Below are 26,891 nucleotides of genomic sequence, written 5' to 3' on the forward strand. Positions count from 1 at the left end.
GCGAAGCACTACGATTTGCTAAGGTCGATGGGGTTGTCCTGATAAAAACAAAGAAAAGGATGTTCCCTGATGCGAAAAGCCCCGTTATTGCGCTTTACCCTCGCTTCACTGGCCTTGGCCTGTAGCCAGGCGTTGGCCGGCCCTTCGCCCTATTCAACCCTCATCGTGTTTGGCGACAGCCTCGCCGATGCCGGGCAGTTTCCCGACCTGAGCGGCGGTACCCCAGGCGCGCGTTTCACCAACCGCGATGCCGACGGCAACTTCGCTCCGGTGTCACCGATGATCCTCGGTGGCCGCCTGGGCGTCGCGCCTGGCGACCTGAACCCGTCGACATCCATAGGCATCCAGCCCGATGGTAATAACTGGGCAGTTGGCGGGTACACCACCCAACAGATCCTGGACTCGATCACGACAACGTCCGAGACCGTCATCCCACCAGGAAACCCCAATGCCGGGTTGGTGCTGCGCGAGCGCCCCGGCTACCTGGCCAACGGCCTGCGCGCCGACCCAAATGCCTTGTATTACCTGACAGGTGGCGGTAACGACTTCCTGCAGGGCCTGGTGAATAGCCCGGCCGACGCCGTAGCCGCCGGCGCCCGCCTGGCTGCCAGCGCCCAAGCCCTTCAGCAAGGAGGCGCGCGCTACATCATGGTCTGGCTGCTACCTGACCTCGGCCAAACGCCCAATTTCAGCGGCACGCCACAGCAAAACCCACTGTCACTGCTCTCCGCTGCGTTCAACCAGTCACTGATCAGCCAGCTAGGGCAGATCGATGCCCAGATCATTCCACTGAACATCCCTGTGCTGTTGAGCGAGGCGCTGTCCAGCCCCAGTCAGTTCGGCCTGGCCAGCGACCAGAACCTGGTCGGTACCTGCTACAGCGGTGATAGCTGCGTGGAAAACCCGGTGTACGGTATCAACGGCACAACGCCAGACCCGACCAAACTGCTGTTCAACGACTCGGTCCACCCGACCATCGCGGGTCAGCAGCTGATTGCCGATTACGCCTACTCGATCCTCGCAGCCCCCTGGGAACTGACCCTGCTACCGGAAATGGCCCACGCCAGCCTGCGGGCTCATCAGGATGAGTTGCGCAATCAGTGGCAGACGCCTTGGCAAGCCGTTGGCCAATGGCAAGCCTTTGTCGCCAGTGGCGCTCAGGACCTGGACTTCGACGGCCAGCGCAGCGCGGCCAGCGGTGACGGCCGCGGCTACAACCTGACCGTGGGCGGCAGCTATCGCCTGAACGACGCCTGGCGCCTGGGCCTGGCCGGCGGTGCGTACCGGCAGAAGCTGGAAGCTGGCGAACAGGATTCGGACTACAAGCTGAACAGCTATATGGCCAGCGCCTTTGCCCAATACCGTCAGGATCGCTGGTGGGCCGACGCGGCGCTGACCGCCGGGCACTTGGACTACAGCGACCTCAAGCGTACCTTCGCCCTGGGCGTGAATGACCGCAGTGAAAAAGGCGACACCGACGGCGAGGCCTGGGCAATGTCCGGGCGGCTGGGCTACAACCTGGCGGCCGACACCAGCAACTGGCAGTTGGCACCTTTCATCAGTGCCGACTATGCGCGGGTGAAGGTGGATGGCTACGAAGAGAAGAGCGGGCGCTCGACGGCGCTTGGCTTCGATGACCAGGAGCGCACGTCACGTCGCCTGGGCGTGGGGTTGTTGGGCAGTGTGCAGGTACAGCCAAATACCCGGCTTTTTGCCGAGGTGGCGCAGGAGCATGAGTTTGAGGACGACGAGCAGGATGTGACGATGCACCTGACCAGCTTGCCGGCGAATGATTTCACCCTGACCGGGTATACGCCGCACAGCGACCTGACCCGGGCGAGCCTGGGTGTGAGCCATGAACTGGTGGCAGGGGTGCATTTGCGCGGGAACTACAATTGGCGCAAGAGTGATGAGTTGACGCAGCAGGGCGTTAGCGTGGGGGTTAGCGTGGACTTCTGAATTGCTGGGGGCCGCTTTGCGGCCCATTCGCGGGTAAACCCGCTCCTACGACGGCCCCGTATACCTGAGGCTTGCGCAACCCTTGTAGGAGCGGGTTTACCCGCGAATACGGTAGCGGCGGAAACGGTGAACGCCTGGTGGAAATTGGCCAGCAGGCCCGGCCCATTCGCGGGTGAACCCGCTCCTACGACGGCCTGGTATGCCTGAGGCTTGCGCATCCCTTGTAGGAGCGGGTTTACCCGCGAATACGGTGGCGGCGGCAACGGTGAACGGCAGGTAGAAATTGGCCAGCAGGCCCGGCCCTTTCGCGGGTGAACCCGCTCCTACACAACCTTGTAGGAGCGTGGTTTACCCGCGAATGGGCTGCGCAGCAGCCCCAATCAATTTATCTGGCGGAAGTCTGCTCTGCCAACGCCACTGCACGGAACATCGCCCGGCGCTTGTTGATGGTTTCTTCCCATTCCAGCGCCGGCACCGAGTCGGCAACGATGCCGCCACCGGCCTGCACATGCAGCTCGCCATCCTTGATCACCGCAGTACGAATGGCAATTGCGGTATCCATGTTGCCGTTCCAGGCAAAATAGCCGACAGCACCGCCGTAAACCCCACGCTTGACCGGTTCCAGCTCGTCGATAATCTCCATCGCGCGGATCTTGGGCGCACCCGACAAGGTGCCAGCCGGCAGAATCGCCCGCAGTGCATCCATCGCCGTCAGGCCTTCACGCAGCTGGCCGGTAACGTTGGAAACAATGTGCATCACGTTGGAGTAACGCTCGATCACCATCTTCTCGGTCAGGCGCACACTGCCGGTCGAAGACACACGGCCGACATCGTTGCGGCCCAGATCGATCAGCATCAGGTGCTCGGCAATTTCCTTGTCGTCCGACAGCAGGTCGTCTTCCAGCGCACGATCGGCCTCTTCGGTCGCACCACGCGGGCGGGTACCGGCAATCGGGCGCACGGTGACCAGGTTGTCCTCGACACGTACCAGCACTTCGGGCGAGCTGCCGACCACATGGAAGTCACCGAAGTTGAAGAAGTACATATATGGCGTCGGGTTGAAGCAGCGTAGCGCGCGATACAGGTCGATAGGCGCAGCCTTGAAGTCGATCGACATGCGCTGCGACGGCACCACCTGCATACAGTCCCCGGCCAGGATGTATTCCTTGATACGACCGACGGCGTTTTCGTAATCCTCGCGGGTGTAGCTGGAGCGGAACGCCGGCTCGGCCGCCGGCGGGCCGCTCAGGTCCAGGCCGCGGCGTGGGGTGATTGGCTGGCGCAAGGTTTCCAGCAAACCTTGCAGACGTGCCTGGCCCTGTTCGAAGGCCTGATCTTCAGCGGGGTCGACCAACACGATGGCGTGCATCTTGCCCGCCAGGTTGTCGAACACCACCACCGCGTCGGACACCATCAGCAGGATATCCGGTACGCCCAGCGGGTCTGGGTTGGGGCTGGCGCCCAGGCGCTTTTCTACATAACGCACGCAGTCGTAGCCAAAGTAGCCAACCAGGCCGCCATTGAAACGCGGCAGGCCGGGGATATCGGCAACTTTGTAGCGGTCCTTGAAGGTTTCAACGAATGCCAGCGGGTCTTCGACCTCGCAGCTTTCCACCTCGACGCCATCGTGCAGGATGCTGACATGGTAGCCATGCACACGCATCACGGTGCGCGATGGCAAGCCGATCATCGAGTAACGGCCCCACTTCTCGCCGCCCTGCACCGATTCGAGCAGGTACGAGTTGGGCTGGTCAGCCAGTTTCAGGTAGATCGACAGCGGCGTGTCGAAGTCGGCCAAGGTTTCACAGGCCAAGGGAATACGGTTGTAGCCGGCAGCGGCCAGGCGCAGGAATTCTTCGCGGTTCATGAGTGGTCTCGTGGCAAGCAGCAATAGGTCAGGCAAACGGACGGGCCGGCACACGCCGGCAGGCTGAAGTCAGGCGCGCCAACGCCAACGGGCCAAGGCCTTGATGACTTTCATCCAGAATTTGCCAGTAACCGCCACGGTGGACTCTCTGTCTTGTGAGGCTTGAAGGTCCGCCAACGTTATCCCAGTGGCCGGGTCTGCGCAACCGGGCAGCAATGCGCGCAGGTCGTCGATTACCAGGCTGGGGGATTCGTCGTCGATCGGCCGGCCATGGTTATAGCCGTAGGTCAGGCCCACGCATTGCACGCCAGCCGCCTTGGCCGCCTGCACGTCACTGCGCGAATCACCGACAAACAGGGACTGCTGCGGGGTGACACCGGCCATCTGCATGACGAACAGCAACGCCGCCGGGTCGGGCTTTTTCTGCGGCAGGGTGTCGCCACCAATGATCCAGCGGAAGAAATTACCGATCTTCATCTGGTCCAACAGTGGGCCAACAAAGCGCTCAGGCTTGTTGGTAATCAGCGCCATCTCCACGCCCTGCTTGCGCAGCCAGCGCAGGGTGTCGCGCACACCGGGGTAGACCACGGTAAGTTCATGGCTTTCGGCATAAGCGTCCATGAACAGCGCCAGCGCCTGTTCTGCCAGCGCATCGTCCACGTCGGCATGGTCGATGCCGCCCGCCAACGCGCGGCGCACCAGCACCTGGGCGCCATTGCCAACCCAGTGGCGCACTGCCTCAAGGCCAGCAGGCGGGCGCCCCAGTTCGAGCAGCATGCGGTCCACAGCGGCGGCCAGGTCAGGCACGGAATCGATCAGGGTACCGTCCAGATCGAACATTACCAGCCTTGGCAGCGCCCCCGGGAACAGCTGCTCGAAGCCACTCATGGGCGGGCCAGGGCCAGTTCGGCGCGCATCTTGGCGATCACTTCCTGGTAGTCCGGGGCGTTGAAGATCGCCGAGCCGGCCACGAAGGTGTCGGCGCCAGCGGCAGCGATCTCGCGGATGTTGTTGACGTTCACGCCACCATCGATCTCCAGACGGATATCACGGCCACTGGCGTCGATCAGCGCACGCGCTTCGCGCAGCTTGTCGAGGGTGCCGGGGATGAACTTCTGCCCGCCGAAGCCTGGGTTGACGCTCATCAGCAGCACCATGTCGATCTTGTCCATCACATACTTCAGGGCGTCCAGGCTGGTGGCCGGGTTGAACACCAGGCCGGCCTTGCAACCACCATCCTTGATCAGCTGAAGCGAACGGTCGATGTGCTGCGTGGCTTCAGGGTGGAAGGTGATGTAGGTGGCACCCGCTTCGATAAAGTCGCCAATGATGCGGTCAACCGGGCTGACCATCAGGTGCACGTCGATCGGCGCAGTAACGCCGTACTTGCGCAGAGCGGTGCAAACCATCGGACCGATGGTCAGGTTGGGGACATAGTGATTGTCCATGACATCGAAGTGGACGATGTCTGCACCCGCAGCCAATACCTTGTCGACGTCCTCACCCAGGCGGGCAAAATCGGCAGAGAGAATGGAGGGGGCAATAGCGTAGGGCTGCATGGCGCACCTGTTGGCAGAGTCACGGTGGCGCGCATTGTAACTCAGGGAAAGCGATGAAGGCTGATTGGTATCAATTGGTGTCGACCAGCGCAACCTGTGCATGCCTCTTCGCGGCTTTAGCCGCGAAGAGGCATGCACAGGCAACCCATCATCAAGCCGGCTGTTGAGTCCTCAGCTTCTCACTACGCCCACGCAACCATTCCAGGGTCAGCAGCAACAACACCGAGAACGCAATCAGCAAGGTCGCCGCCGCGGCAATGGTCGGGCTCAGGTTCTCGCGAATACCACTGAACATCTGCCGCGGCAGAGTTGCCTGTTCCGGCCCGGCGAGGAACAGCGTCACCACCACCTCGTCAAACGAGGTGGCAAAGGCAAACAGGGCGCCCGAGATGACACCGGGCGCGATCAGCGGCAGGGTCACCCGGCGGAAAGCCAGCAGAGGCGAGGCTCCCAGGCTGGCCGCCGCACGCACCAGATTGTAGTTGAACCCCTGTAGCGTCGCCGACACGGTAATGATGACGAACGGCACACCCAGTACCGCATGCACCAGAATCAGCGAGGTGAAACTGTTGCCCATGCCCAGAGGAGCGAAGAACAGGTAACTGGCCACCCCGATGATCACTACCGGCACCACCATGGGCGAGATCACCAGCGCCATCACCAGCGACTTGCCGGGGAAATCGCCACGGGTCAGGCCGATGGCCGCCAACGTGCCGAACACCATGGCCAGCACCGTGGCCGCTGGGGCAACGATGATGCTGTTTTTCAACGCCCGCATCCATTCGGCCGAGCCGAAGAAGTCCTGATACCACTGCAGCGAGAAGCCCTGCAGCGGGTACACCAGGAAGCTGCCACTGTTGAACGACAGCGGCACGATCACCAGCACTGGCAAGATCAGGAACAGCAGGATCAAGCCGCAGAGAATACGCAGGCTGTAGAACCAGACCCGCTCCACGGGCGACATGTATGGGCTCAGCATGACAGGCTCCTCAGCTCAGGCGCAGACGGCTGGCGCCGACCAGCCAGCTATAGATCAGGTACAACAGCACGGTCGCCAGCAGCAACAGCCCGCCCAGTGCGGTGGCCATGCCCCAGTTGATGCTGGTGTTGGTGTAGAAGGCGACGAAGTAGCTGACCATCTGATCGTTGGGGCTACCTAGCAGCGCCGGGGTGATGTAGTAACCGATGGCAAGGATGAACACCAGCAGGCAACCGGCGCCAACACCGGCGTAAGTCTGCGGGAAGTACACCCGCCAGAAACTGGCGAACGGGTGGCAGCCCAGCGAGATCGCCGCACGCATGTAGCTCGGGGAAATACCCTTCATCACGCTGTACAGCGGCAGGATCATGAACGGCAGCAGGATGTGCACCATCGAGATGTAGACACCTGTGCGGTTGAACACCAGCTCCAGCGGCTGGTCGATGATGCCCATGGCCATCAGCGCGCTGTTGATCAGCCCGCCCGACTGCAGCAGCACGATCCAGGCCGCCACCCGCACCAGGATCGATGTCCAGAAAGGCAACAGCACCAGAATCATCAGCAGGTTGCTCTGCCGGGTCGGCAGGTTGGCCAACAAGTAGGCCAGTGGGTAGGCCAGTACCAGGCAGATAGTGGTAATCACCACCCCCATCCACAGGGTACGGACAAAAATGTCCAGGTAAATGGCCTGGTCCGGGGTGGCCTTGGCCAGCTCACCAAGGTCATCGATGCGATGGTCCACCGAGGCCAGCAGGTAGAAAGAAGTCACCGAACTGGTATTGCGGCGTATCGCCTGCCAATAAGCCGGGTCGCCCCAACGCTCGTCGACAGCCTGCAACGCCTCTTTATAAGAGGCAGGCTCAGCCTTGAAGGGCAGTGCACGGGCAGTCTTGGTCAACAAGCTGCGGTAACCGGCCAGCTCCATGTTCAAGCGTTTGGAGAGGTCACCAAGGGTCTGGTTCTTGCGCGACTCGGCCAAATCCTGGCTCAACGCCTTGTAAACGTCCTCGCCTGGCAGGCTTTTGCCATCCCACTGGCTGATGATTTCCACCGTGCGCGGCAGGCCGCCGACCACTTCAGGGTTGCCGACGCTCTTGTACAGCAGCGCCGCAATCGGCACCAGGAACACCAGCAGAAGAAACAGCGCCAGCGGCGCGATCAACGCCTGCGCCTTCCAGCGGTTGACCCGCTCGGCGTGTTTGAGGCGCTGCTTGAGACTTGGACCTGCGCCTTCGTTGAGGGGCACTGCAATGGCCATGGCGAACTCCGCAATACAGGCTGAATTGGGGGCCGCTTTACGGCCCCACACACTGGACGTTTACTTCTTCGCCGCCCAGGCGTTGAAGCGTTGCTCCAGCTGCTCGCTGTTGTCGGCCCAGAACGCCACGTCGATCTGCACCTGGTTGGCAATGTTCTCAGGCGTGGTCGGCATGTCTTTCTTCACGTCGTCCGACAGCAGGCTCACGGCCTTGGAGTTGGCCGGGCCATAGGCGATGTTTTCGGAGTAGATCTTCTGCTGCTCGGGCTTAACGCTGTAGGCGATGAACTTCTTCGCCTCTTCGACGTTCTTGGCACCCTTAGGGATCGCCCATGCATCAAAGTCGTAGATGCCGCCGTTCCACACCACTTTGAGGTTGCTCTCTTTCTGCACAGCGGCAATACGGCCGTTGTAGGCAGAGCTCATGACCACGTCGCCAGAGGCCAGGAACTGTGGCGGCTGTGCACCCGCTTCCCACCACTGGATACTGGGCTTGAGTTCATCGAGTTTCTTGAAGGCGCGGTCCACACCCTCTTTGGTGCCCAGTACCTGATACACGTCCTTCGGTGCCACACCGTCGGCCATCAGGGCGAACTCCAGGGTGTACTTGGCGCCCTTGCGCAGGCCGCGCTTGCCAGGGAATTTCTTGGTGTCCCAGAAATCCGCCCAGCTGGTGGGTGCGGTCTTCAGTTTGTCAGCGTTGTAGGCCATGACCGTGGACCAAACGAAGAAACCTACGCCGCACGGCTGGATGGCGCCCTTCACATAATCGGACTCGTTACCGAACAGGGCCGGGTCTAGCTCTTCGAACATGCCCTCGTCGCAACCGCGCGCCAGCTCTGGCGACTCAACCTCTACCAGGTTCCACGACACACTCTTGGTGTCGACCATCGCCTTGACCTTGGCCATTTCGCCGTTGTACTCACCCGCGACAATCTTGCCATTACCCGCTTTTTCCCAGGGTTCGTAGAACGCTTTGACCTGGGCAGCCTTGTTGGCGCCGCCGAACGAGATCACGGTGAGGTCTGCGGCCATGGCCTGGCCAGCGGTGAACAGCCCCAAAGCCAGGGCGGTCAGTTTCAACTGCTTGCGCATTATTATTCTCTCCACAGTACAGGGTTGGTGAAGCAATCCATCAATGGGCTTCGGCAATCGGATCGAGCGCGCGGGCGTGCTCCACCTCCCAGCCCAGCGGTACTACATCGCCCACGGCCAACGCCGGGTCGAGCTCGGCAATAGGCTGCTTCACGAAGAAGTCGCCTTTGCCGCAAACCTCCAGACGCACCCGCACGTGGTCGCCCAGGTAAATGAATTCGGCCACCCGGCCAGAGAACCGGTTCACGCAGCTTTCACTGTGGCCGTTCAGGCGCACGCGCTCCGGGCGTATCGACAGGGTCACCGGCTCGCCGGCCTGGCCGACATTCACCGCCAGCGCCTCGACCCGCTCACCGCGAGGCAACTGCACCTGGCAACGTTTGCCATCGCTGGCCAGCAGGGTGCCGCTAATGCGGTTGTTCTCGCCGATGAAGTTGGCGACGAAGGTGTTGCAAGGCTCTTCGTACAGCGTGCGCGGGTCGGCGATCTGCTGGATTTCGCCCTGGTGGAACACCGCCACGCGGTCAGACATGGTCAGCGCTTCGCCCTGGTCGTGGGTCACGTACACCACGGTCACACCCAGGCGCTGGTGAATGTGCTTGATCTCCATCTGCATGTGTTCGCGCAGCTGCTTGTCCAGCGCGCCAAGTGGCTCGTCCATCAGCACCAGTTGCGGCTCGAACACCAATGCCCGGGCCAGCGCCACACGCTGCTGCTGGCCGCCAGACAGCTGGCCGGGGTAGCGTTTGGCGAAAGCGTCGAGCTGGACCATGTTCAGCACACGTTTGACCCGCTCGCTGATATCGGTCTTGCTCAGGTTGCGCACGGTCAGCGGAAAGGCCAGGTTCTCGGCCACGGTCATGTGCGGAAACAGCGCGTAGTTCTGGAACACCATGCCGATATCACGCTTGTGCGGCGGCACGTTGTTGATCGAGCGGCCGCCAAGCTGGATTTCACCGGCGGTGGGGGTCTCGAAGCCCGCCAGCATCATCAGGCTGGTGGTTTTGCCGGAGCCGGACGGGCCAAGCAGGGTGAGGAACTCGCCCTTGCGGATATCCAGGTTGAGGTCTTTGACGATCAGCGACTCGCCGTCGTAGCTCTTCTGCACACCACGGAAGCTGACCAGCGTTTCGCCGGTTGCAGCGTTCGACTTCGCCTCGCTCATGCCTGCACCTTCTTGTTGGATGACTGCGTAGGCAAAAGAGTAGAAGAGACGCAAGCGCCCGAAAATCGGGGGTACTGAGAGAATGCCATCATCCGGATGGAAGATTTGTTGTAGGGATCGCCCTACAAGGATGGCGGAATTGGCATGCCCTTGCGAGCCAACCACGAAACCTGTGGGAGCGGGCATGCCCGCGAAGAGGCCGGCTCAGCCATAGAGATCAGCAGGCCAGGCCCGTTCGCGGGCATGCCCGCTCCCACAGAGGCTTCGGGAAGTTTCGGGCACCCGTATGTCGCAATCAGACCAGCTTGTGCTCCATGGCGTACTTCACCAGCTCCGCCAGCGAGTTCACTTTCAACTTCTGCATCAGGCGTGCCTTGTGGGTGCTGATGGTCTTGCTCGACAGCGCCAACTGCTGGGCGATGTCGTTGACGTTGGCGCCTTGGGCCAGGCGCTCGAACACCGAAAACTCCCGCTCCGAGAGCAATGTGTGCAACGGCCGGGATTCGGTGAGGCCTACTTCGAACACCATGCGGTCGGCCAGCGACGGGTCAATATAACGCCCGCCACCGGCCACCCGACGAATCGCTGTCAACAACAACGCCGGATCACTGTCTTTGGTGGCATAGCCCGCCGCACCGGCCTTCAGCGCCCGCGCCGCCATCTGTGCCTCATCGTGCATCGACAACATCAGGATCGCTGGAGCATCGTGCAGCGCACGGATACGCGGGATCGCCTCCAGGCCGTTCACACCCGGCATCGAGATATCCAGCAGTACCACCTCGCACGGTGTGTGGCGCAGGGTTTCGAGCAACTGCTCGCCATTACCGGCCTCCCCCGCCACTTGCATGTCCTTGGCCAGGCCAATCAACTGCTTGATGCCTTCACGGACAATGGTGTGGTCTTCGGCCACCAGTACTCGAATCACGATTGCTCTCCTACTCCAACGGAATGGCCACACTCAGGCTGGTGCCTTCGCCCGGCTCGCTTTCCAGCGTCATGCTCCCCCCCAGCATCAGCACCCGCTCGCGAACACCCACCAGGCCAAACGAGGTAGGCCGGGTCTGCTCGCGGCAAAAGCCTTGGCCATCATCACTGACCGTCATGCGCAACTGTCCGCCCTCACGTACCAGCTCAATCTCTACGCTGTGCGCCTGGGCGTGACGCATCACATTGGTCAGCGCCTCCTGGAGGATACGAAACAGCCCGGTGGCCTTGGCATCACTCAATGCTGGCAGATTATCGGGCACTTGCACCAGACAGGGGATTTGCGTGCGAGCCTCGAAACGCCGCGCCTGCCATTCGATGGCCGAGGCAATGCCGGCATCGAGGATCGGCGGACGCAAGGCAGTGGCGACATCGCGCACCAACTGGAACAACTGGGCAATCAGGCGTTTCATGCTCGCCAGGCGATCATTCAGGCCAGGGTCCAGCTCGGCATAGGCCAGCTCGCACATCGACACTTCCAGCTTGAGCACGGTCAGCATCTGCCCCAGCTCATCATGCACTTCCCGGGCGATACGGGCTTTTTCTTCTTCACGCACGCTCTCCAGGTGGGCCGAGAGTTCGCGCAGCTGCTCCTGGGACTTTGCCAGCGCCAGCTCGGCCCGCTTGCCCTGTGTGATGTCCCAGACTACACCGTCCCACACCACCTGGCCGTTGCCCAGATGCCGGGCGCTGGCCTTGATATCGGCCCAGCGCTGTTCGCCCTGCCGGGTGAGGATGCGCCCCTGCCAGGACCAGTCCTGGTCGCTGGCCAGGGCCAGGTCCTGCACCCGGTGATAATCAGCACGGTCCTCGGGGTGCACCAGGTTGCGCAGGCCCATCTGCGGGTGCTGGATCTCGCTGGGTGCATAACCCACCAATGCCTCGCTACCCTCACTGATATAGGGGAACTCCAGATCGCCCTCGGCTGGGTCACGTTCCAGGCGAAACACCAACCCTGGTACGTTGCCAGCAATGCCCTTGAGCCTCGCCTCGCTTTCGCGAAGGGCCGCCAAGGCACGGTGGCGCTCAGTGACATCGGCGAGGTAGACCACCAGATATTCGGAATCACGAAAGCGCAGAAAGCTCAGTGACAGCTCCACGGGTAGCAAGCTTTGATCAGCCCGCCGGCATTGCGTCTCAAACTGACCGACACCCCCCGCCCCTGTCCGCGCCCCTTTCCACAGCTCCAGCCAACGGTCCATGTTCAGGCTCGGCTCGAAGTCGCTCAGCGGCCGCTCCAGCAACGCCCCTTCGCTGTAGCCCAACATGCGCTCGGCGGCATGGTTGGCGTAACGCACATGGCTGTCCCAGTTGACCCAGAGGATACCCACGGTGCTCTGATCGATGGCGAACTGGCTCAGGCGCAACGCCTCTTCGCGCACCTGGCGTTCAACAAGGCTCTCCCGCGCGGCCAACAGGCTGCGCTCCAGCTGGCGCTGCTGACGGCGTTGCCACACCAGCGTGGCCAAGGCACACAACAGCAACAGACCGAACAGCAAGGCCATGTTCTGCCAGAAGCCCGGCGACTCGCTCAGGCGCGGGTACTTCGGCTGCAACCAGCGCTGATGCAGTTGTTCCAGCTCCTTGGCCGGCACTGCCTGCAAGCCACGTTCAAGTACATCGGCCAGCAGCGGCCAGTCGCGCCGCGAACCGATACGCAACAGCTGCGGCAGGCCAATATCGCCGACCACCGCCAGCTCACCGAACTCGCTCTCGCGCGACAGGCGGCTGAGCTGCGCTTCATCCAGCACGGCGAAACTGGCCTGGCCACCTACCACCAGTTGCAAGGCCTCACGATCGTCGGGCACCCCCTGCAGGTTGAGGTTGCCGTAGTTGCCGCGCAGGTAATCCGCCAGCGGGCTGGGCATGCGCACCGCCACGCGTTGCTCGGCTTCAAGCTTTTCCAGCTCCACGGCCATGGCCCCGGTGCGCGGCCCCACCACCAGCTGTGGCACGCGCATGTACGGGTCGCTAAATAGCCACAGGCGCAGGCTGGCTGGCGTCTGGGTAAGGCCAGGGGCGAAGTCGATTTCGCCGCTTTGCAGGGCATGCTCCAAACTGGCCTGGTCACTGAAGTTACGCCAGGTGAGGTCCAGCCGCAGCGCCTGCGCCAGGCTGTTCACCAGCTCCACATTGGCCCCATACAGTTGCTGCAGACGCCGGTCGAACTGGGCGTAGGGCGCCTGCAACACCAGGCCGACACGCAGGCTGCGGTGGGTGTCCAGCCACTGCTGCTGGTCAGGCTCCAGCACCACAGTTGGCATTGCCTCGGGCTTGGCCCAGGCAATCAAGGGCAGCCACAAGCAGCCGATAACCAACAGGCGACGCACTCGCTTCATCTATACGCTCGACTTGGCAAAGACGGCCATGCAGCATGGCCGTCACGGGCAAATACTATTAGGCTGCCGGTTTCATTCTGGCCTTGGGTTGACTCATGTCCACACTTTATCGCACGACGCTGGCAATGTGCTGCCTGGCCTCGGTCCTTCCACTCGGCGCCCTGGCCGCCGATGCCGAAAAACCACCTGCAAATACCATGGCACCGGCTGCCGAGGCCCCACGCCCACCCTTGCTGGAACGCAGCCAGGAGGATGCACTGGCGCTGGAGCGGCTGCTGCCCAAGGCTGAGCAGCAGACCCTGCAGGCCGGTGCCGACAGCTTCCTGGCCCTGTGGAAGCCGGCCAACGACAACGATCCGCAAGGGGCGGTGATCATTGTCCCCGGTGCAGGCGAAACGGCCGACTGGCCAAATGCAGTCGGCCCACTGCGGCAAAAATTCCCGGATATCGGCTGGCACAGCCTCAGCGTAAGCCTGCCCGACCTGCTCGCAGACAGCCCGCAAGCACGGGTCGAAGCCACACCACCGGCAGCGCCTGCGCCAGACAAAGGCGAAAGCGCACCGGTCAAGGACGTACCGGCCGACGCCAACGCCAACGTGGCCCAAGCCACCGCGGCCGATGCCGACACAGCAGAAAGCACCGATGCCGAACAAGCCAGCGAGCAGGCCGACCCGGCAGATGCCGAACGCATCTTCGCCCGCCTGGATGCCGCCGTGGCGTTCGCCCAACAACACAATGCCCGCAGCATCGTACTGATCGGCCATGGTAGCGGTGCATATTGGGCGGCGCGCTACCTGAGCGAGAAGCAGCCACCGCAGGTACAAAAACTGGTGATGGTCGCTGCACAGACCCCTGCACGGGTGGAGCAGGACCTGGAAAGCCTGGCCCCAACCTTGAAGGTACCCACGGCCGATATCTACTACGCCACCCGCAGCGCTGACCGCAACGCAGCCCAGCAACGGCTGCAGGCCAGCAAGCGGCAGAAGGATAGCCAGTACCGACAATTGTCATTGATTGCCATGCCAGCAAACAAAGCGGCGGAACAAGAGCAATTGTTCCGCCGGGTGCGGGGGTGGATGAGCCCTCAGGGCTGAGTTCGGCTTGATCCTTGTGGCGGGGCGTCAAAGGCCGCGCCGCTTGCGGATCATGGCATAGGCCTGGTGCAACTCACGGGTGCGTGCGGTCGCTTCACGCACCTGCGCCTCGCTGGCACCAGTACCCGCCAGCTTGTCCGGGTGATGCCGACTGACAAGCCGACGATACGCCTGCTTGACCTTATCGGTGTCGGTGTCTGCGTCCACCGCCAGCAAGCGCAACGCTGCCGCGTAGGTCATGGGCACGCTTTCTGCGCCCGTGGCCTTGCGCGGCTCGTACTCCAGCGACATAGCCTGCACCTGGCGTCGGCTCATGCCCAGCTTCTGCCCCCAGTCGAGCAGCAGCTCACGCTCCTTGTTGCCCATCTTGCCGTCAGCCCAGACCATGCGCCAACAGGCCCGCAAGGTACCTTCCGCCGCGTGGGGCTGCTGACTGATGCGCCGCAGGTGCCCGCCAAGCCGGTCCTTGCCCGCCTTGCCACGGTTGAACGCATTGATGGCGCGCAGCCGGGCTGCCTCGGCCAGGTCCAGGCGCACCATCTCCTGACGCGCCTGCTGGATATGCTGCTCGGCTACCCGGCCATCGCACTTGGCCAGACGCCCGAGCATCACGAACAACAACTCGTCATCGCGTAATGCGGGGCGCCCACCCAGGCGTTCGCGCATGTCTTCCCAGCCTTGCAAGCGCAGCCGGCGGTCAATGGCCTGCCCAAGCAACGCACCGAGCAAGGCACCCGGTATGCTCGCAACGGCAAAACCGGCACTCACACCAATCACCGTGCCTGGCCACCACATGTCAGGCGCGCTCGCCAATCAGAGACTCAGCCTCGGCCAGGCGTTCAAGCGTGCCAACATCCACCCAGTGCCCACGGTAGTGTTCGCCAGATACCTTGCCGGCCGCCATCGCCTGGCGCAGCAACGGTGCCAGCTTGAAGGCACCCGCCTGGCAACCTTCGAACAGCGCCGGGTGCAGCACCGAAATGCCGCTGAAGGTCAGCGTGCCTGGTGCGTCATCGCCGTCAACGACCTGCTCGCCCATCAGGCGGAAGTCACCGCGGCCGTGATGGCCAGGGTTGTCGACCAGCACCAGGTGAGCCAGGCCTTGCAGGGGAGCCTGCAGACGCGCGAAGTCGTAGTCGGTCCACACATCGCCATTCACCAGCAGGAACGGCGCCTCACCCAACAAAGGCAGGGCCTTGAAGATGCCGCCGCCGGTTTCCAGCGGTTCACCTTCAGGTGAATAGCGGATGCTCAGGCCGAAGCGGCTACCGTCGCCCAGATGGTCCTCGATCTGCTGGCCAAGCCAGGCATGGTTGATCACCACTTCGGTCACGCCCGCTGCCGCCAGGGCGCGCAGGTGGTACTCGATCAGCGGCTGGCCGGCGACCGGGACCAACGGTTTTGGGGTGTGCAGGGTCAGCGGGCGCATGCGCTCGCCCTTCCCCGCAGCCAGGATCATGGCCTTCATGCACGCGCTCCGGCCTGCAACTCGGCAATCAGCTCACCCAGCTCCGCCAATTCGGGCCGGCGACCGATCACTTCATTTATATAGGCGAAGAAACGCGGCACGTCGCCCAGGTAACGCGGCTTACCGTCGCGGTGGCAGATACGGGCGAAGATGCCGATCACCTTCAGGTGCCGCTGCACGCCCATCAGGTCACTGGCGCGGTGGAAGGCTTCGAACTCGGCCTGCACCGGGATGCCAGCCGCCTGCGCCCGCTGCCAGTAGTCGCTCAGCCAGCCTTCGACCCGCGCCTGCGGCCAGCTGACAAAGGCGTCCTTGAACAGGCAGGTAATGTCGTAGGTGACCGGGCCGTATACCGCATCCTGAAAGTCCAGCACACCAGGGTTGGGGGTGCTCTGCATCAGGTTGCGCGGCATGTAGTCACGGTGTACCAGCACCTTGGGTTGCGCCAGGGCGCTGTCGATCAGCAACTGGCTGACGCGCTGCCAGGTGGCCTTCTGTGCATCGGTGAAGGTCAGGCCCAGCTCACGCCCAACGTACCATTCGGGGAACAGTTCCACTTCACGGCGCAGCAGGGCGTCATCGTAGCTGGGCAGCGGCGCGTCCATCGGCAAACGCTGGAACTTCAGAAGGGCATCGATGGCGTCGGCGAACAGGCCATCGGCGTTGTCGGCATTGATGATGTCAAGGTATGTCTGAGTGCCCAGATCCCCAAGCAACAAAAAGCCGCGTTCCAGGTCCTGGGCGTGGATCAGCGGCACATGGACGTCAGCGCTGGCCAGCAGGTGGTCGATGGCGACGAACGGTCGGCAGTTCTCCTGCGGGGGGGGCGCATCCATGATCACGAAACTGTGGCCAGCGCCCTGCCAGCGGAAATAGCGGCGGAAGCTGGCGTCGCTGCTGGCAGCGGTCAAGCTGCCTGCAGGCACCTCGCCCCAGGCGTTGTCACGGAAAAGATCATTGAGCTGTTCATCGAGCCAGACCGTCAGTTGTTGCAGGCGTACATCGTGTTCAGGCATTGCAAGGGTCTCCGACGGCCCTAGCCGTCAAGCGGGTCATGCTTTATTATCCAGCATCTTTTTCAGACCATCGAGAGGCGTGCGGCCCCACACGCGGGCAGATGGCACGCAGGAAGCCCGGACTAATAAGATGGCATTGAAATCCCCCGCGTTTCGTAGAAAGTTTCCGTTGCTGGTAACCGGCGGTCTGCTGGCCCTGCAACCTCTGGCCACCTCATACGTAGTGGCAGCCGAACAGTTCGACTGCCAAGTGTCCGCCGCCGGTGGTTGGGACTGCAAGCCCAAAACCCCAGTCAACAACTTGCCACCGCGCCCGGTGCACGAAGGTGCAGCCGTCAGCTCCGGTACCGAAGCGGCGGGCGAAGCCGAAACTGCGGACCGGCCCGTGCTGGTTACCGAGGCCAAGGGCCGTGGTCTGAAGTCGCGCAGCGAAGACTACAGCCACCTGGACTGGGTTCCGCGTGAAAAGCTCACCGCCGCGCAGCTGGCTGAAACCGGCCCGTACTGCGGTGGCGCGTATATCGAGCCAACCCGCCCGGGCATGGCCGACACCACGCCGAAGGACGAGTCGCCAACCTACATCAATGCCAAGGTATCCAAGTACCAGCAGGAGCAGCAGGTCGCTACCCTCGCCGGTGACGTGGTAATGCGCCAGGGCAGCATGCAGGCCGAAGCCGACGAGGCCAACCTCTACCAGGCCGAAAACCGTGGCGAGCTCAAGGGCAACGTCAAGATCCGTGACAACGGTTCGCTGGTGGTCGGTGACGAGGCCCAGATCCAGCTCGACACTGGCGAAGCCCAGGTCGACAACGCCGAATACGTGATGCACAAGTCGCACATCCGCGGCAGTGCCCTGTACGCCAAGCGTGGCGAAAACGCCATCATCCGCCTCAAAGACGGTACGTACACCACCTGCGAACCGGGCAGCAACGCCTGGCAGCTGAAGGGCAACAACATCACCCTGAACCCGGCCACCGGTTTCGGTACTGCGACCAACGTTACGCTACGGGTCAAGGATTTCCCGGTGTTCTATACACCGTACATCTACTTCCCGATTGACGACCGTCGCCAGTCCGGTTTCCTGCCGCCGTCGTTCAGCACCAGCAGCGACACCGGCTTCATGCTGGTCACGCCGTACTACTTCAACCTGGCGCCTAACTACGACGCCACGTTGTACCCGCGTTACATGGCCAAGCGCGGCCTGCTGATGGAAGGCGAGTTCCGCTACCTGACACCTTCCAGCGAAGGCCAGTTCGGCGGCGCCTACCTGAACGACAAGAACGACGACCGCAAAGATCAGACGGATTACAAAGATCAGCGCTGGATGGTCAACTGGCAGCACAAGGGTGGCCTGGACGAACGCCTGATGACCGAGGTGGACTACACCGACATCAGCGACCCGTTCTACTTCCAGGACCTGGAATCTGACCAGATTGGCGTGGAAAGCCGCGACCTGCTGAACCAGCAGGGTGCGTTGACCTACCGAGGCGACAGCTACACCGCGCGGTTGAACGTGCATGCCTACGAGATGGCTACCATCTCGCAGATCACGCCGTATGATCGCCTGCCGCAGCTGACCCTGAACGGTACGCTGCCGTTCCAGCCTGGCGGTTTGAACCTGGGTTACGAAACCGAAGCGGTTCGCTTTGATCGTGATCTAAAGAACGATTTCGTCCGCGACAAAGATGGTAATCCAGACTTTTCTGCCGGGGCAGAAGGTCGCCGCTTGGATGAGAACGTCACCGGCATTGCCCGCGCCAACGGTACTCGTCTGAACGTGGCGCCATCGATCAGTCTGCCAATGAATGCCAGCTATGGCTTCTTCACACCAAAGTTAAAGTACGCGTATACCCACTACGATCTTGACCTCGATAGCAAGGGCAAGGCCGAAGCAATCACACAGTCGGCAGATCCAGCATACGGCAGCTATAGCAGTACGCTGAACCGTGATATCCCGATCTTCAGCGTGGACAGTGGCCTGTACTTCGACCGCAGCACCTCGATGTTCGGCAACAACTATCGCCAAACTCTCGAACCACGCATGTTCTACCTCTACGTCCCGTACAAGGACCAAAAGGACATCCCGCTGTTCGATACGGGTGAGACCCTCTTCAGCTACGACTCGCTATTCCGCGATAACCGTTTCAGCGGCACCGACCGCATCGGCGACGAGAACAAGCTGTCGCTGGGCGTGACTACCCGATGGATCGAAGACAACGGCTTCGAGCGCCAGAACTTCAGCATCGGCCAAGCGCTGTACTTCAAGGACCGCAAGGTTCAGCTACCAGGCATCGACTACCGTACTCGTGACTCCTCCAAGGCTGATGTTTCGCCATACGCGTTGCTGTACAACTACTACTTCAATCGCGACTGGCGCTTCAATTCGGACTTCAACTGGGACCCGGACAGCCGCAGCACCCGCTCGGGCAGCGCGATGTTCCATTACCAGCCTGAAGACAACCCGAACAAGGTGGTCAACCTCGGTTATCGCTACCGCAATGACACCATTGCCTACGACTCAACGACCGGAAAATGGACGGAGGGCGGTGACTATGGCACCCCGGGCGATCCGAACTACATCAAGGATTACTACAAGATCCAGCAGCACGACTTCTCGGTCATTTGGCCGATCGTGCCGCAGTGGAACGTAATCGCTCGCTGGCAGCATGACTACAACCGCAACCGTACCCTGGAAGCCATGGGTGGTTTCGAATACGACAACTGCTGCTGGAAGCTGCGCCTGATCAACCGTTACTGGATCGACTACGACGATTTCAGCCAGGCCCTTCCACAGAACGAAAAAGGCGACCACGGTGTCTTCCTTCAGATCGTCCTGAAAGGCCTCGGCGGCGTAGTTGGCAACAAGGTCGAGTCTTTCCTCGACCAAGGCATTCAAGGTTACCGTGAACGTGAAGACCAAGCTTATTGATCGTCTGCGCCCAGTGTTGCTGGGCGTCGCTTTGCTGAGTGGCGCGGTGCATGCCGCGGTGCAACCTCTTGATCGCGTGGTGGCTATCGTCGACAACGACGTGGTCATGCAAAGCCAGCTGGACCAGCGTGTCCATGAGGTCCAGCAAACCATCGCCAAGCGCGGCGGCGGCGTGCCGCCGACCAGCGCCCTGGAACAGCAGGTACTGGAACGCCTGATCGTCGAGAACCTGCAGCTGCAGATCGGCGAGCGCTCTGGCATCCGCATCACCGACGAAGAGCTGAACCAGGCCATTGGCACCATTGCCCAGCGCAATGGCATGTCGCTGGACCAGTTCCGCGCGGCGCTGGCCCATGACGGCCTGTCGTTCGACGACGCTCGCGAGCAGGTCAAGCGCGAGATGATCATCAGCCGCGTGCGCCAACGCCGCGTTGCCGAACGCATCCAGGTGTCCGAGCAGGAAGTGAAGAACTTCCTGGCCTCGGACCTGGGCAAGATGCAGATGTCGGAAGAGTACCGCCTGGCCAACATCCTCATCCCGACCCCGGAAGCCGCCAACTCGGACGATATCCAGAAGGCTGCGCGCAAGGTCGGTGACGTTTACCAGCAACTGCGCCAGGGTGCTGACTTCGGCCAGATGGCGATTGCCAACTCGGCCAGCGAAAACGCCCTGGAAGGCGGCGAGATGGGCTGGCGTAAAGCCGGTCAGCTGCCACCCGACTTCGCCAAGATGCTCAGCAGCATGCCGGTGGGCGAAATTACCCAGCCTATTCGCATCCCCAACGGCTTCATCATCCTCAAGCTCGAGGAGAAGCGCGGCGGCAGCGAGAACGTACTGCGTGACGAAGTGCATGTACGCCACATCCTGATCAAGCCAAGCGAGATCCGCAGCGAGGCGGCCACCCAGCAGCTGGCCGAGCGCCTGTACGATCGGATCAAGAACGGCGAAGACTTCGGCGAACTGGCCAAGAGCTTCTCGGAAGACCCGGGTTCGGCACTCAACGGCGGCGACCTCAACTGGGTCGATCCGAACAGCCTGGTACCGGAGTTCCGTGAACAGATGGCCAATGCCCAGCAAGGCGTGGTGACCAAACCGTTCAAGACCCAGTACGGCTGGCACGTTCTGGAAGTGCTGGGCCGCCGCGCCACCGACAGCACCGAGCAGGCTCGCGAACAGCAGGCCCTGAGCGTACTGCGCAACCGCAAGTACGACGAAGAGCTGCAAACCTGGCTGCGCCAGATCCGCGACGAAGCCTACGTTGAAATCAAGCTGCCTGGCGCTGACCAGGCCGCCCAGTGAAGCCCCTGCGCTTCGCCGTCACCCCCGGCGAGCCGGCCGGCATAGGCCCCGACCTGTGCCTGCTGCTCGCCGCAGACGCCCAGCCCCACCCCCTGATCGCCATCACCAGCCGTGACCTGCTCGCCGAGCGGGCCACGCAGCTGGGGCTGGCCGTCAGCCTGCTGCCGGTAGCCCCGGGCCAATGGCCTGACCTCCCGGCACCCGCAGGTAGCCTGTACGTCTGGGATACCCCCTTGGCGGCTCCGGTGGTGCCAGGCCAGCTGGACAAGGCCAACGCAGCGTTCGTGCTGGAAACCCTGACCCGCGCTGGGCAAGGCTGCCTGGACGGGCACTTCGCCGGGATGATCACGGCCCCGGTTCACAAGGGAGTGATCAACGAAAGCGGTATCGCCTTTTCCGGGCATACCGAATTCCTTGCCGAACTGACCCGCACCGCACAAGTGGTAATGATGCTGGCCACCCGCGGCCTGCGCGTGGCCCTGGTGACCACGCACCTGCCACTGCGTGATGTTGCCGACGCTATCACTGCAGAGCGCGTCGAACGTGTAACCCGTATCCTGCATGCCGACATGCGCGACAAGTTCGGCATTGCCAACCCGCGTATCCTGGTGTGTGGCCTCAACCCGCACGCGGGCGAGGGCGGCCACCTGGGCCGCGAAGAAATCGACATCATCGAGCCGACCCTGGCCCGCCTGCGCACCGAAGGCATGGACCTGCGCGGGCCACTGCCGGCCGATACCCTGTTTACCCCCAAATATCTGGAGCACTGCGATGCGGTGCTGGCGATGTACCACGACCAGGGCCTTCCCGTACTCAAGTACAAAGGCTTCGGCGCAGCAGTGAACGTGACCTTGGGCCTGCCAATCATCCGCACGTCGGTTGACCACGGCACCGCCCTGGACCTGGCCGGCACTGGCAAAGTCGACACCGGCAGCCTGCGCGTCGCACTGGAAACCGCCTACCAGATGGCCGAGAACCGACCATGAACGAGCAATACCAACACCGGGCGCGCAAGCGCTTCGGCCAGAACTTCCTGCACGACGCCGGTATCATCGACCGCATCCTGCGTGCCATCAACGCCAAGGCCGGCGAACACCTGCTGGAAATCGGCCCGGGCCAAGGCGCCCTGACCGAAGGCCTGCTGGGCAGTGGCGCACAGCTGGACGTGGTGGAGCTGGACAAAGACCTGGTGCCGATCCTGCAGCACAAGTTCGCTGATCGCAGCAACTTCCGCCTGCACCAGGGCGACGCCCTGAAGTTCGACTTCAACCAGCTGGGCGTGCCGCCGCGCAGCCTCAAGGTGGTTGGCAACCTGCCCTACAACATCTCCACCCCGCTGATCTTCCACCTGCTCAGCCACGCCGGGCTGATCCGCGACATGCATTTCATGCTGCAGAAGGAAGTGGTCGAGCGCATGGCCGCCGGTCCTGGCGGCGGTGACTGGGGGCGCTTGTCGATCATGGTGCAGTACCACTGCCGCGTGGAGCACCTGTTCAATGTCGGCCCTGGTGCCTTCAACCCACCCCCGAAAGTGGATTCGGCAATCGTCCGCCTGGTGCCGCACGAAGTGCTGCCGTTCCCGGCCAAGGACCACCTGCTGCTGGAGCGTGTCGTTCGCGAAGCGTTCAACCAGCGCCGCAAGACGCTGCGCAACACCATGAAAGGCCTGCTGGACAGCGCCGCCATCGAGGCTGCCGGCGTTGATGGCAGCCTGCGCCCTGAACAGCTCGACCTGGCAGCCTTCGTGCGCCTGGCTGACCAGCTGGCGGATCAGCAACAAGCCTGATTTAGCCTGTACCGGCCGCTTCGCGGGCCACAAGGGATCGCACAACCCTCAAATCCTGTGCGACCCCTTGTAGGAGCGGGTTTACCCGCGAAGCGGCCGGCACAGACAACACACCCCCCAAGCCCGATCACCGCTGGCCCTCCCCCCTCCCAATGGCCTAGACTGCATTATTGCGTCAGTTCGCCCAAGGCCCTTGCATGTCCGACCCCCGCTATCAAATCGACGTCAGCGTCGTGACCCGCTACCTGAAAGAACAATCCGACCCCGAAAACAGTCGCTTCGCTTTCGCCTACACCATTACCGTGCAGAACAACGGCTCGCTCAGCGCCAAGTTGCTGTCGCGCCACTGGCTGATCACCAACGGTGACGGCGAGGTAGAGGAAGTCCGCGGCGCCGGTGTGGTCGGTCAGCAACCCAACATCGACCCAGGCCAGAGCCACACTTACAGCAGTGGTGCCGTCATCAGCACCCGCGTTGGCACCATGCAGGGCAGCTACCAGATGTTCGCCGAAGACGGTAAGCGCTTCGACGCCGAGATTGCCCCCTTTCGGCTGGCAGTGCCCGGAGCGCTGCACTGATGGCCACCTACGCCGTCGGTGACCTACAGGGCTGCCTGCAGCCACTCAAATGCCTGCTCGATCGCGTCAGTTTCAACCCCGCCGTCGACCGCCTGTGGCTGGTCGGCGACCTGGTCAACCGCGGCCCCGAGTCACTGGAAACCCTGCGCTTCCTGTACTCGATCCGTCATTCACTGGTCTGCGTGCTGGGCAACCATGACCTGCACCTGCTGGCCGCCTGGCACAACGTCGAGCGCCTCAAGAAAAGCGACACACTGCGCGAGATCATCGAAGCCCCGGACGCCGACCAGCTGTTCGACTGGCTGCGCCAGCAGAAGCTGCTGCATTACGACGAGCCCCGCGGCATCGCCCTGGTTCATGCCGGCATACCGCCACAATGGACCCTTGGCAAAGCCCTGGAGCTCGCTGCCGAGGTCGAGGAAGTGCTGCGTGACGACACCCGCCTGCAGCTGTACCTCGACGGCATGTATGGCAACGAGCCGAACAAGTGGAGCAAGAACCTCGCCGGCGTCGAACGCCTGCGGGTCATCACCAACTACTTTACCCGCATGCGCTTCTGCACGGCCGATGGCAAACTCGACCTCAAGAGCAAGGAAGGCCTGGGTAGCGCGCCCAAAGGCTACAAAGCCTGGTACGCGCACAAGGACCGCCGCTCACGCCACGTGAAGATCATCTTTGGCCATTGGGCCGCTCTGCAGGGTGAGGTCACCGAGCCCGACGTCATCGCCCTGGACACTGGCTGCGTATGGGGCGGCGCCATGACCCTGTACAACGTCGACAGCGGCGAATACCACCGCTGCGACTGCGCCGACGACGGCACCCTGCGCCAGCCGGCACAACCCACTACACTCAACGACCACACCTGAAGGAAGTAGTACCCATGAGCGAATTCAAGCGCATCCCTCCTGAGCAGGCCTTGGAGCTTCGCAAGAAAGAAGGTGCGGTCGTCGTCGACATTCGCGACCCACAGGCCTTCGCCGCCGGCCACATCACCGGCGCCCGGCACCTGGATAACCACTCGGTCGCCGATTTCATCCGCAACGCCGACCTCGACGCGCCAACCCTGGTGGTCTGCTATCACGGCAATTCCAGCCAAAGCGCTGCCGCCTACCTGGTAGGCCAGGGTTTCTCCGACGTCTACAGCGTGGACGGCGGCTTCGAACTGTGGCGTGCGACCTACCCGGCCGAGACCGCCCAAGGCAGCACTGAATAATTTTTTTAATTTTTCCTGCAGCCCGCGCCCCGTGCGGGCTTGCGGCTTATCTGACGAACGGTCATTCGTAACTTCTGCCCTCCTCGCCCCTTGACCTTGCAGATAACCAACTACGCTTAAGCTCAGGCCATCCAAAAAAGGGGAGAGCCGGTACACCGGCGTGCGGGTCATCGGTAGCGTTACAGGGTGTTCTGGGGGGTATACAGCAATCGGCCAACCCGGTTGCATGCCAGCATCAGCTGACTGATCCGGCGTCGTCTCCACGTATCGAGCGAGGTGACGTCATGAGTATTTTTAGCCACTTCCAACAACGTTTCGAGTCTACGCGCCAGGAAGAACTCTCGCTGCAGGAGTACCTCGAGCTGTGCAAAGAGGATCGCAGTGCCTACGCATCGGCGGCCGAACGGCTGTTGCTGGCCATCGGTGAGCCAGAGCTGATCGACACCTCTACCAACTCCAGGCTGTCGCGCATCTTCTCCAACAAGGTTATCCGCCGCTATCCGGCCTTTGCCGACTTCCATGGCATGGAAGAGTGCATCGACCAGATCGTGTCGTACTTCCGCCACGCCGCCCAAGGCCTGGAAGAGAAGAAACAGATCCTCTATCTGCTGGGCCCGGTAGGCGGCGGCAAGTCCTCGCTGGCGGAAAAACTCAAGCAGCTGATGGAAAAGGTGCCGTTCTACGCGATCAAGGGCTCGCCGGTATTCGAGTCACCTCTGGGCTTGTTCAATGCCACCGAAGATGGGGCCATTCTCGAGGAAGAGTTCGGCATCCCACGGCGCTACCTCAATACCATCATGTCGCCTTGGGCCACCAAGCGCCTGCAGGAGTTTGGCGGGGACATCTCCAAGTTCAAGGTGGTGAAGCTGTACCCGTCGATTCTTAACCAGATCGCCATTGCCAAGACCGAACCCGGCGATGAAAACAACCAGGACATCTCGGCCCTGGTCGGCAAGGTCGATATCCGCAAACTTGAGGAATACCCACAGAACGACGCCGATGCTTATAGCTACTCGGGCGCGCTGTGCCGGGCCAACCAGGGCCTGATGGAATTCGTCGAAATGTTCAAGGCGCCGATCAAGGTCCTGCACCCCTTGCTCACCGCCACCCAGGAAGGCAACTACAACAGTACTGAAGGCCTTGGGGCGATTCCCTATACCGGGATTCTGCTGGCGCACTCCAACGAATCGGAGTGGCACACCTTCCGTAACAACAAGAACAACGAAGCGTTCATCGACAGGATCTATATCGTCAAGGTGCCGTACTGCCTGCGGGTCAGCGATGAAATAAAGATCTACGACAAACTGCTGGTCAACAGCTCGCTGTCCAAGGCCCACTGTGCCCCAGATACGCTCAAGATGCTGGCTCAGTTCACGGTGCTTTCCCGCCTGAAAGAGCCAGAGAACTCCAATATCTATTCCAAGATGCGCGTTTACGACGGGGAAAACCTCAAGGACACCGATCCAAAGGCCAAGTCGATCCAGGAATACCGGGACTCTGCGGGTGTCGACGAAGGCATGAACGGCCTGTCGACGCGCTTCGCCTTCAAGATCCTGTCCAAGGTGTTCAACTTCGACCCACACGAAATTGCCGCCAACCCGGTGCACCTGCTGTATGTCCTCGAACAGCAGATCGAACAGGAACAGTTCCCGGCTGAAGTGCGCGAACGCTATCTGCGCTACCTGAAGGAATACCTGGCACCGCGCTACATCGAGTTTATCGGCAAGGAAATCCAGACCGCCTACCTGGAGTCCTACAGCGAATACGGCCAGAACATCTTCGACCGCTACGTGTTGTATGCAGACTTCTGGATCCAGGATCAGGAATACCGCGACCCGGAAACCGGCGAAATTCTCAACCGCATTGCGCTCAACGAGGAACTGGAAAAGATCGAGAAACCGGCTGGCATCAGCAACCCGAAAGACTTCCGCAACGAGATCGTCAACTTCGTACTGCGCGCACGCGCCAACAACAATGGCAAGAATCCAAGCTGGCTGAGTTATGAAAAGCTGCGGGTCGTGATCGAGAAGAAAATGTTCTCCAACACCGAAGACCTGCTGCCGGTCATCAGCTTCAACGCCAAGGCCAGCAAAGAGGACCAGAAGAAACACAACGACTTCGTCACCCGGATGGTGGAGCGTGGCTATACCGACAAACAGGTGCGCCTGCTGTCGGAATGGTACCTGCGGGTCAGGAAATCGCAATAAAGCGGCAAGCTACGAGCCGCAAGCTGCAAGCTGCCTGGCGTTGGCATTGCTGCCCGCGTCACAGCTTGCAGCGGCGGTGGCTGCTCTTTCTTGCA

At 62.0% G+C, this 26,891-nt stretch carries 22 protein-coding genes; 10 read left to right on the top strand and 12 right to left on the bottom strand.

The genetic code is table 11. From position 1 onward, the window contains the following. The first annotated feature begins 69 nt into the window (after positions 1-69). Entirely contained in the window at positions 70-1,959 is a 1,890-nt protein-coding gene (gene estP / locus V6093_RS15745) for an esterase EstP (RefSeq protein WP_185279913.1), read from the top strand. A gap of 385 nt (positions 1,960-2,344) precedes the next feature. On the opposite strand, the gene trpE is transcribed toward estP, so the two are convergent. From trpE to V6093_RS15790, 9 genes are all read right to left on the bottom strand, one after another. Further along, a complete protein-coding gene (trpE, locus tag V6093_RS15750; RefSeq protein WP_003255536.1) occupies positions 2,345-3,826 on the bottom strand; it encodes an anthranilate synthase component I in 1,482 nt (493 codons plus the stop codon). A gap of 69 nt (positions 3,827-3,895) precedes the next feature. Continuing rightward, positions 3,896-4,714 (bottom strand): phosphoglycolate phosphatase, encoded by an 819-nt coding sequence (locus tag V6093_RS15755; RefSeq protein WP_054888495.1) that lies wholly within the window; start codon positions 4,712-4,714, stop codon positions 3,896-3,898. After that, positions 4,711-5,385, bottom strand: coding sequence for a ribulose-phosphate 3-epimerase (gene rpe / locus V6093_RS15760; protein ID WP_003255539.1), 675 nt, complete (start codon positions 5,383-5,385; stop codon positions 4,711-4,713). Before rpe ends, V6093_RS15755 begins: the two co-directional genes overlap by 4 nt. 151 nt (positions 5,386-5,536) lie before the next feature. After that, positions 5,537-6,364, bottom strand: a complete 828-nt coding sequence (locus V6093_RS15765; protein WP_003255542.1) for an ABC transporter permease — start codon at positions 6,362-6,364, stop codon at positions 5,537-5,539. Positions 6,365-6,374: 10 nt separating this feature from the next. Next, complete coding sequence (locus tag V6093_RS15770; RefSeq protein ID WP_010951751.1) at positions 6,375-7,622, bottom strand: ABC transporter permease; 1,248 nt, start codon at positions 7,620-7,622, stop codon at positions 6,375-6,377. A 60-nt stretch (positions 7,623-7,682) separates the two neighbouring features. After that, complete coding sequence (locus V6093_RS15775; protein ID WP_047603124.1) at positions 7,683-8,717, bottom strand: ABC transporter substrate-binding protein; 1,035 nt, start codon at positions 8,715-8,717, stop codon at positions 7,683-7,685. Positions 8,718-8,757: 40 nt separating this feature from the next. Beyond that, positions 8,758-9,882: an ABC transporter ATP-binding protein gene (locus V6093_RS15780; protein WP_003255547.1), complete on the bottom strand. Its 1,125-nt coding sequence runs from the start codon at positions 9,880-9,882 to the stop codon at positions 8,758-8,760. 295 nt (positions 9,883-10,177) lie between these two features. Beyond that, complete coding sequence (locus V6093_RS15785; RefSeq protein ID WP_173401663.1) at positions 10,178-10,810, bottom strand: response regulator transcription factor; 633 nt, start codon at positions 10,808-10,810, stop codon at positions 10,178-10,180. 7 nt (positions 10,811-10,817) lie between these two features. Next, the gene (locus V6093_RS15790) at positions 10,818-13,205 is read right to left on the bottom strand and encodes a PAS domain S-box protein (protein ID WP_265978725.1); all 2,388 of its coding nucleotides are present in this window, start codon (positions 13,203-13,205) and stop codon (positions 10,818-10,820) included. Positions 13,206-13,300: 95 nt separating this feature from the next. Between V6093_RS15790 and V6093_RS15795 the strand changes: the two genes are divergently transcribed. Then, positions 13,301-14,299: an alpha/beta hydrolase family protein gene (locus V6093_RS15795; protein ID WP_003255551.1), complete on the top strand. Its 999-nt coding sequence runs from the start codon at positions 13,301-13,303 to the stop codon at positions 14,297-14,299. 27 nt (positions 14,300-14,326) lie between these two features. On the opposite strand, the gene V6093_RS15800 is transcribed toward V6093_RS15795, so the two are convergent. Genes V6093_RS15800 through V6093_RS15810 form a run of 3 tightly spaced genes read right to left on the bottom strand, consistent with a single transcriptional unit; the run spans position 14,327 to position 16,783 of the window. Then, positions 14,327-15,094: a TerB family tellurite resistance protein gene (locus V6093_RS15800; RefSeq protein WP_003255552.1), complete on the bottom strand. Its 768-nt coding sequence runs from the start codon at positions 15,092-15,094 to the stop codon at positions 14,327-14,329. Between the two features lies 1 nt (position 15,095). Further along, positions 15,096-15,767: an N-acetylmuramate alpha-1-phosphate uridylyltransferase MurU gene (murU, locus tag V6093_RS15805; protein WP_003255553.1), complete on the bottom strand. Its 672-nt coding sequence runs from the start codon at positions 15,765-15,767 to the stop codon at positions 15,096-15,098. Next, positions 15,764-16,783 carry an aminoglycoside phosphotransferase family protein gene (locus V6093_RS15810; RefSeq protein WP_003255554.1) on the bottom strand — a complete coding sequence of 340 codons (1,020 nt, stop codon included), beginning with the start codon at positions 16,781-16,783 and terminating at the stop codon, positions 15,764-15,766. The genes murU and V6093_RS15810 overlap by 4 nt, the downstream gene beginning before the upstream one ends. Before the next feature lie 130 nt (positions 16,784-16,913). On the opposite strand from V6093_RS15810, the gene V6093_RS15815 reads away from it, so the two are divergent. The 8 genes from V6093_RS15815 to V6093_RS15850 all read left to right on the top strand — a co-directional run bounded on the left by V6093_RS15815 (position 16,914) and on the right by V6093_RS15850 (position 26,796). Further along, positions 16,914-19,712 (top strand): LPS-assembly protein LptD, encoded by a 2,799-nt coding sequence (locus V6093_RS15815; RefSeq protein ID WP_029380498.1) that lies wholly within the window; start codon positions 16,914-16,916, stop codon positions 19,710-19,712. Then, a complete protein-coding gene (gene surA / locus V6093_RS15820) occupies positions 19,687-21,012 on the top strand; it encodes a peptidylprolyl isomerase SurA (protein ID WP_019750284.1) in 1,326 nt (441 codons plus the stop codon). Before V6093_RS15815 ends, surA begins: the two co-directional genes overlap by 26 nt. Then, positions 21,009-21,998, top strand: a complete 990-nt coding sequence (gene pdxA, locus V6093_RS15825; RefSeq protein ID WP_003255557.1) for a 4-hydroxythreonine-4-phosphate dehydrogenase PdxA — start codon at positions 21,009-21,011, stop codon at positions 21,996-21,998. Before surA ends, pdxA begins: the two co-directional genes overlap by 4 nt. Next, complete coding sequence (rsmA, locus tag V6093_RS15830; RefSeq protein WP_003255558.1) at positions 21,995-22,798, top strand: 16S rRNA (adenine(1518)-N(6)/adenine(1519)-N(6))-dimethyltransferase RsmA; 804 nt, start codon at positions 21,995-21,997, stop codon at positions 22,796-22,798. The genes pdxA and rsmA overlap by 4 nt, the downstream gene beginning before the upstream one ends. A 197-nt stretch (positions 22,799-22,995) precedes the next feature. After that, complete coding sequence (gene apaG / locus V6093_RS15835; protein ID WP_003255559.1) at positions 22,996-23,376, top strand: Co2+/Mg2+ efflux protein ApaG; 381 nt, start codon at positions 22,996-22,998, stop codon at positions 23,374-23,376. After that, a complete protein-coding gene (locus V6093_RS15840) occupies positions 23,376-24,242 on the top strand; it encodes a symmetrical bis(5'-nucleosyl)-tetraphosphatase (protein ID WP_004576191.1) in 867 nt (288 codons plus the stop codon). The genes apaG and V6093_RS15840 overlap by 1 nt, the downstream gene beginning before the upstream one ends. A gap of 14 nt (positions 24,243-24,256) precedes the next feature. After that, positions 24,257-24,589, top strand: coding sequence for a thiosulfate sulfurtransferase GlpE (gene glpE / locus V6093_RS15845; RefSeq protein ID WP_003255562.1), 333 nt, complete (start codon positions 24,257-24,259; stop codon positions 24,587-24,589). Between the two features lie 284 nt (positions 24,590-24,873). Continuing rightward, complete coding sequence (locus V6093_RS15850) at positions 24,874-26,796, top strand: PrkA family serine protein kinase (protein WP_003255563.1); 1,923 nt, start codon at positions 24,874-24,876, stop codon at positions 26,794-26,796. Positions 26,797-26,891: the final 95 nt, after the last annotated feature.

It is taken from the genome of Pseudomonas putida group bacterium ESBL64, from assembly GCF_045277175.1.
In the GTDB taxonomy this organism is placed as follows: Bacteria; Pseudomonadota; Gammaproteobacteria; order Pseudomonadales; family Pseudomonadaceae; genus Aquipseudomonas; species Aquipseudomonas alloputida.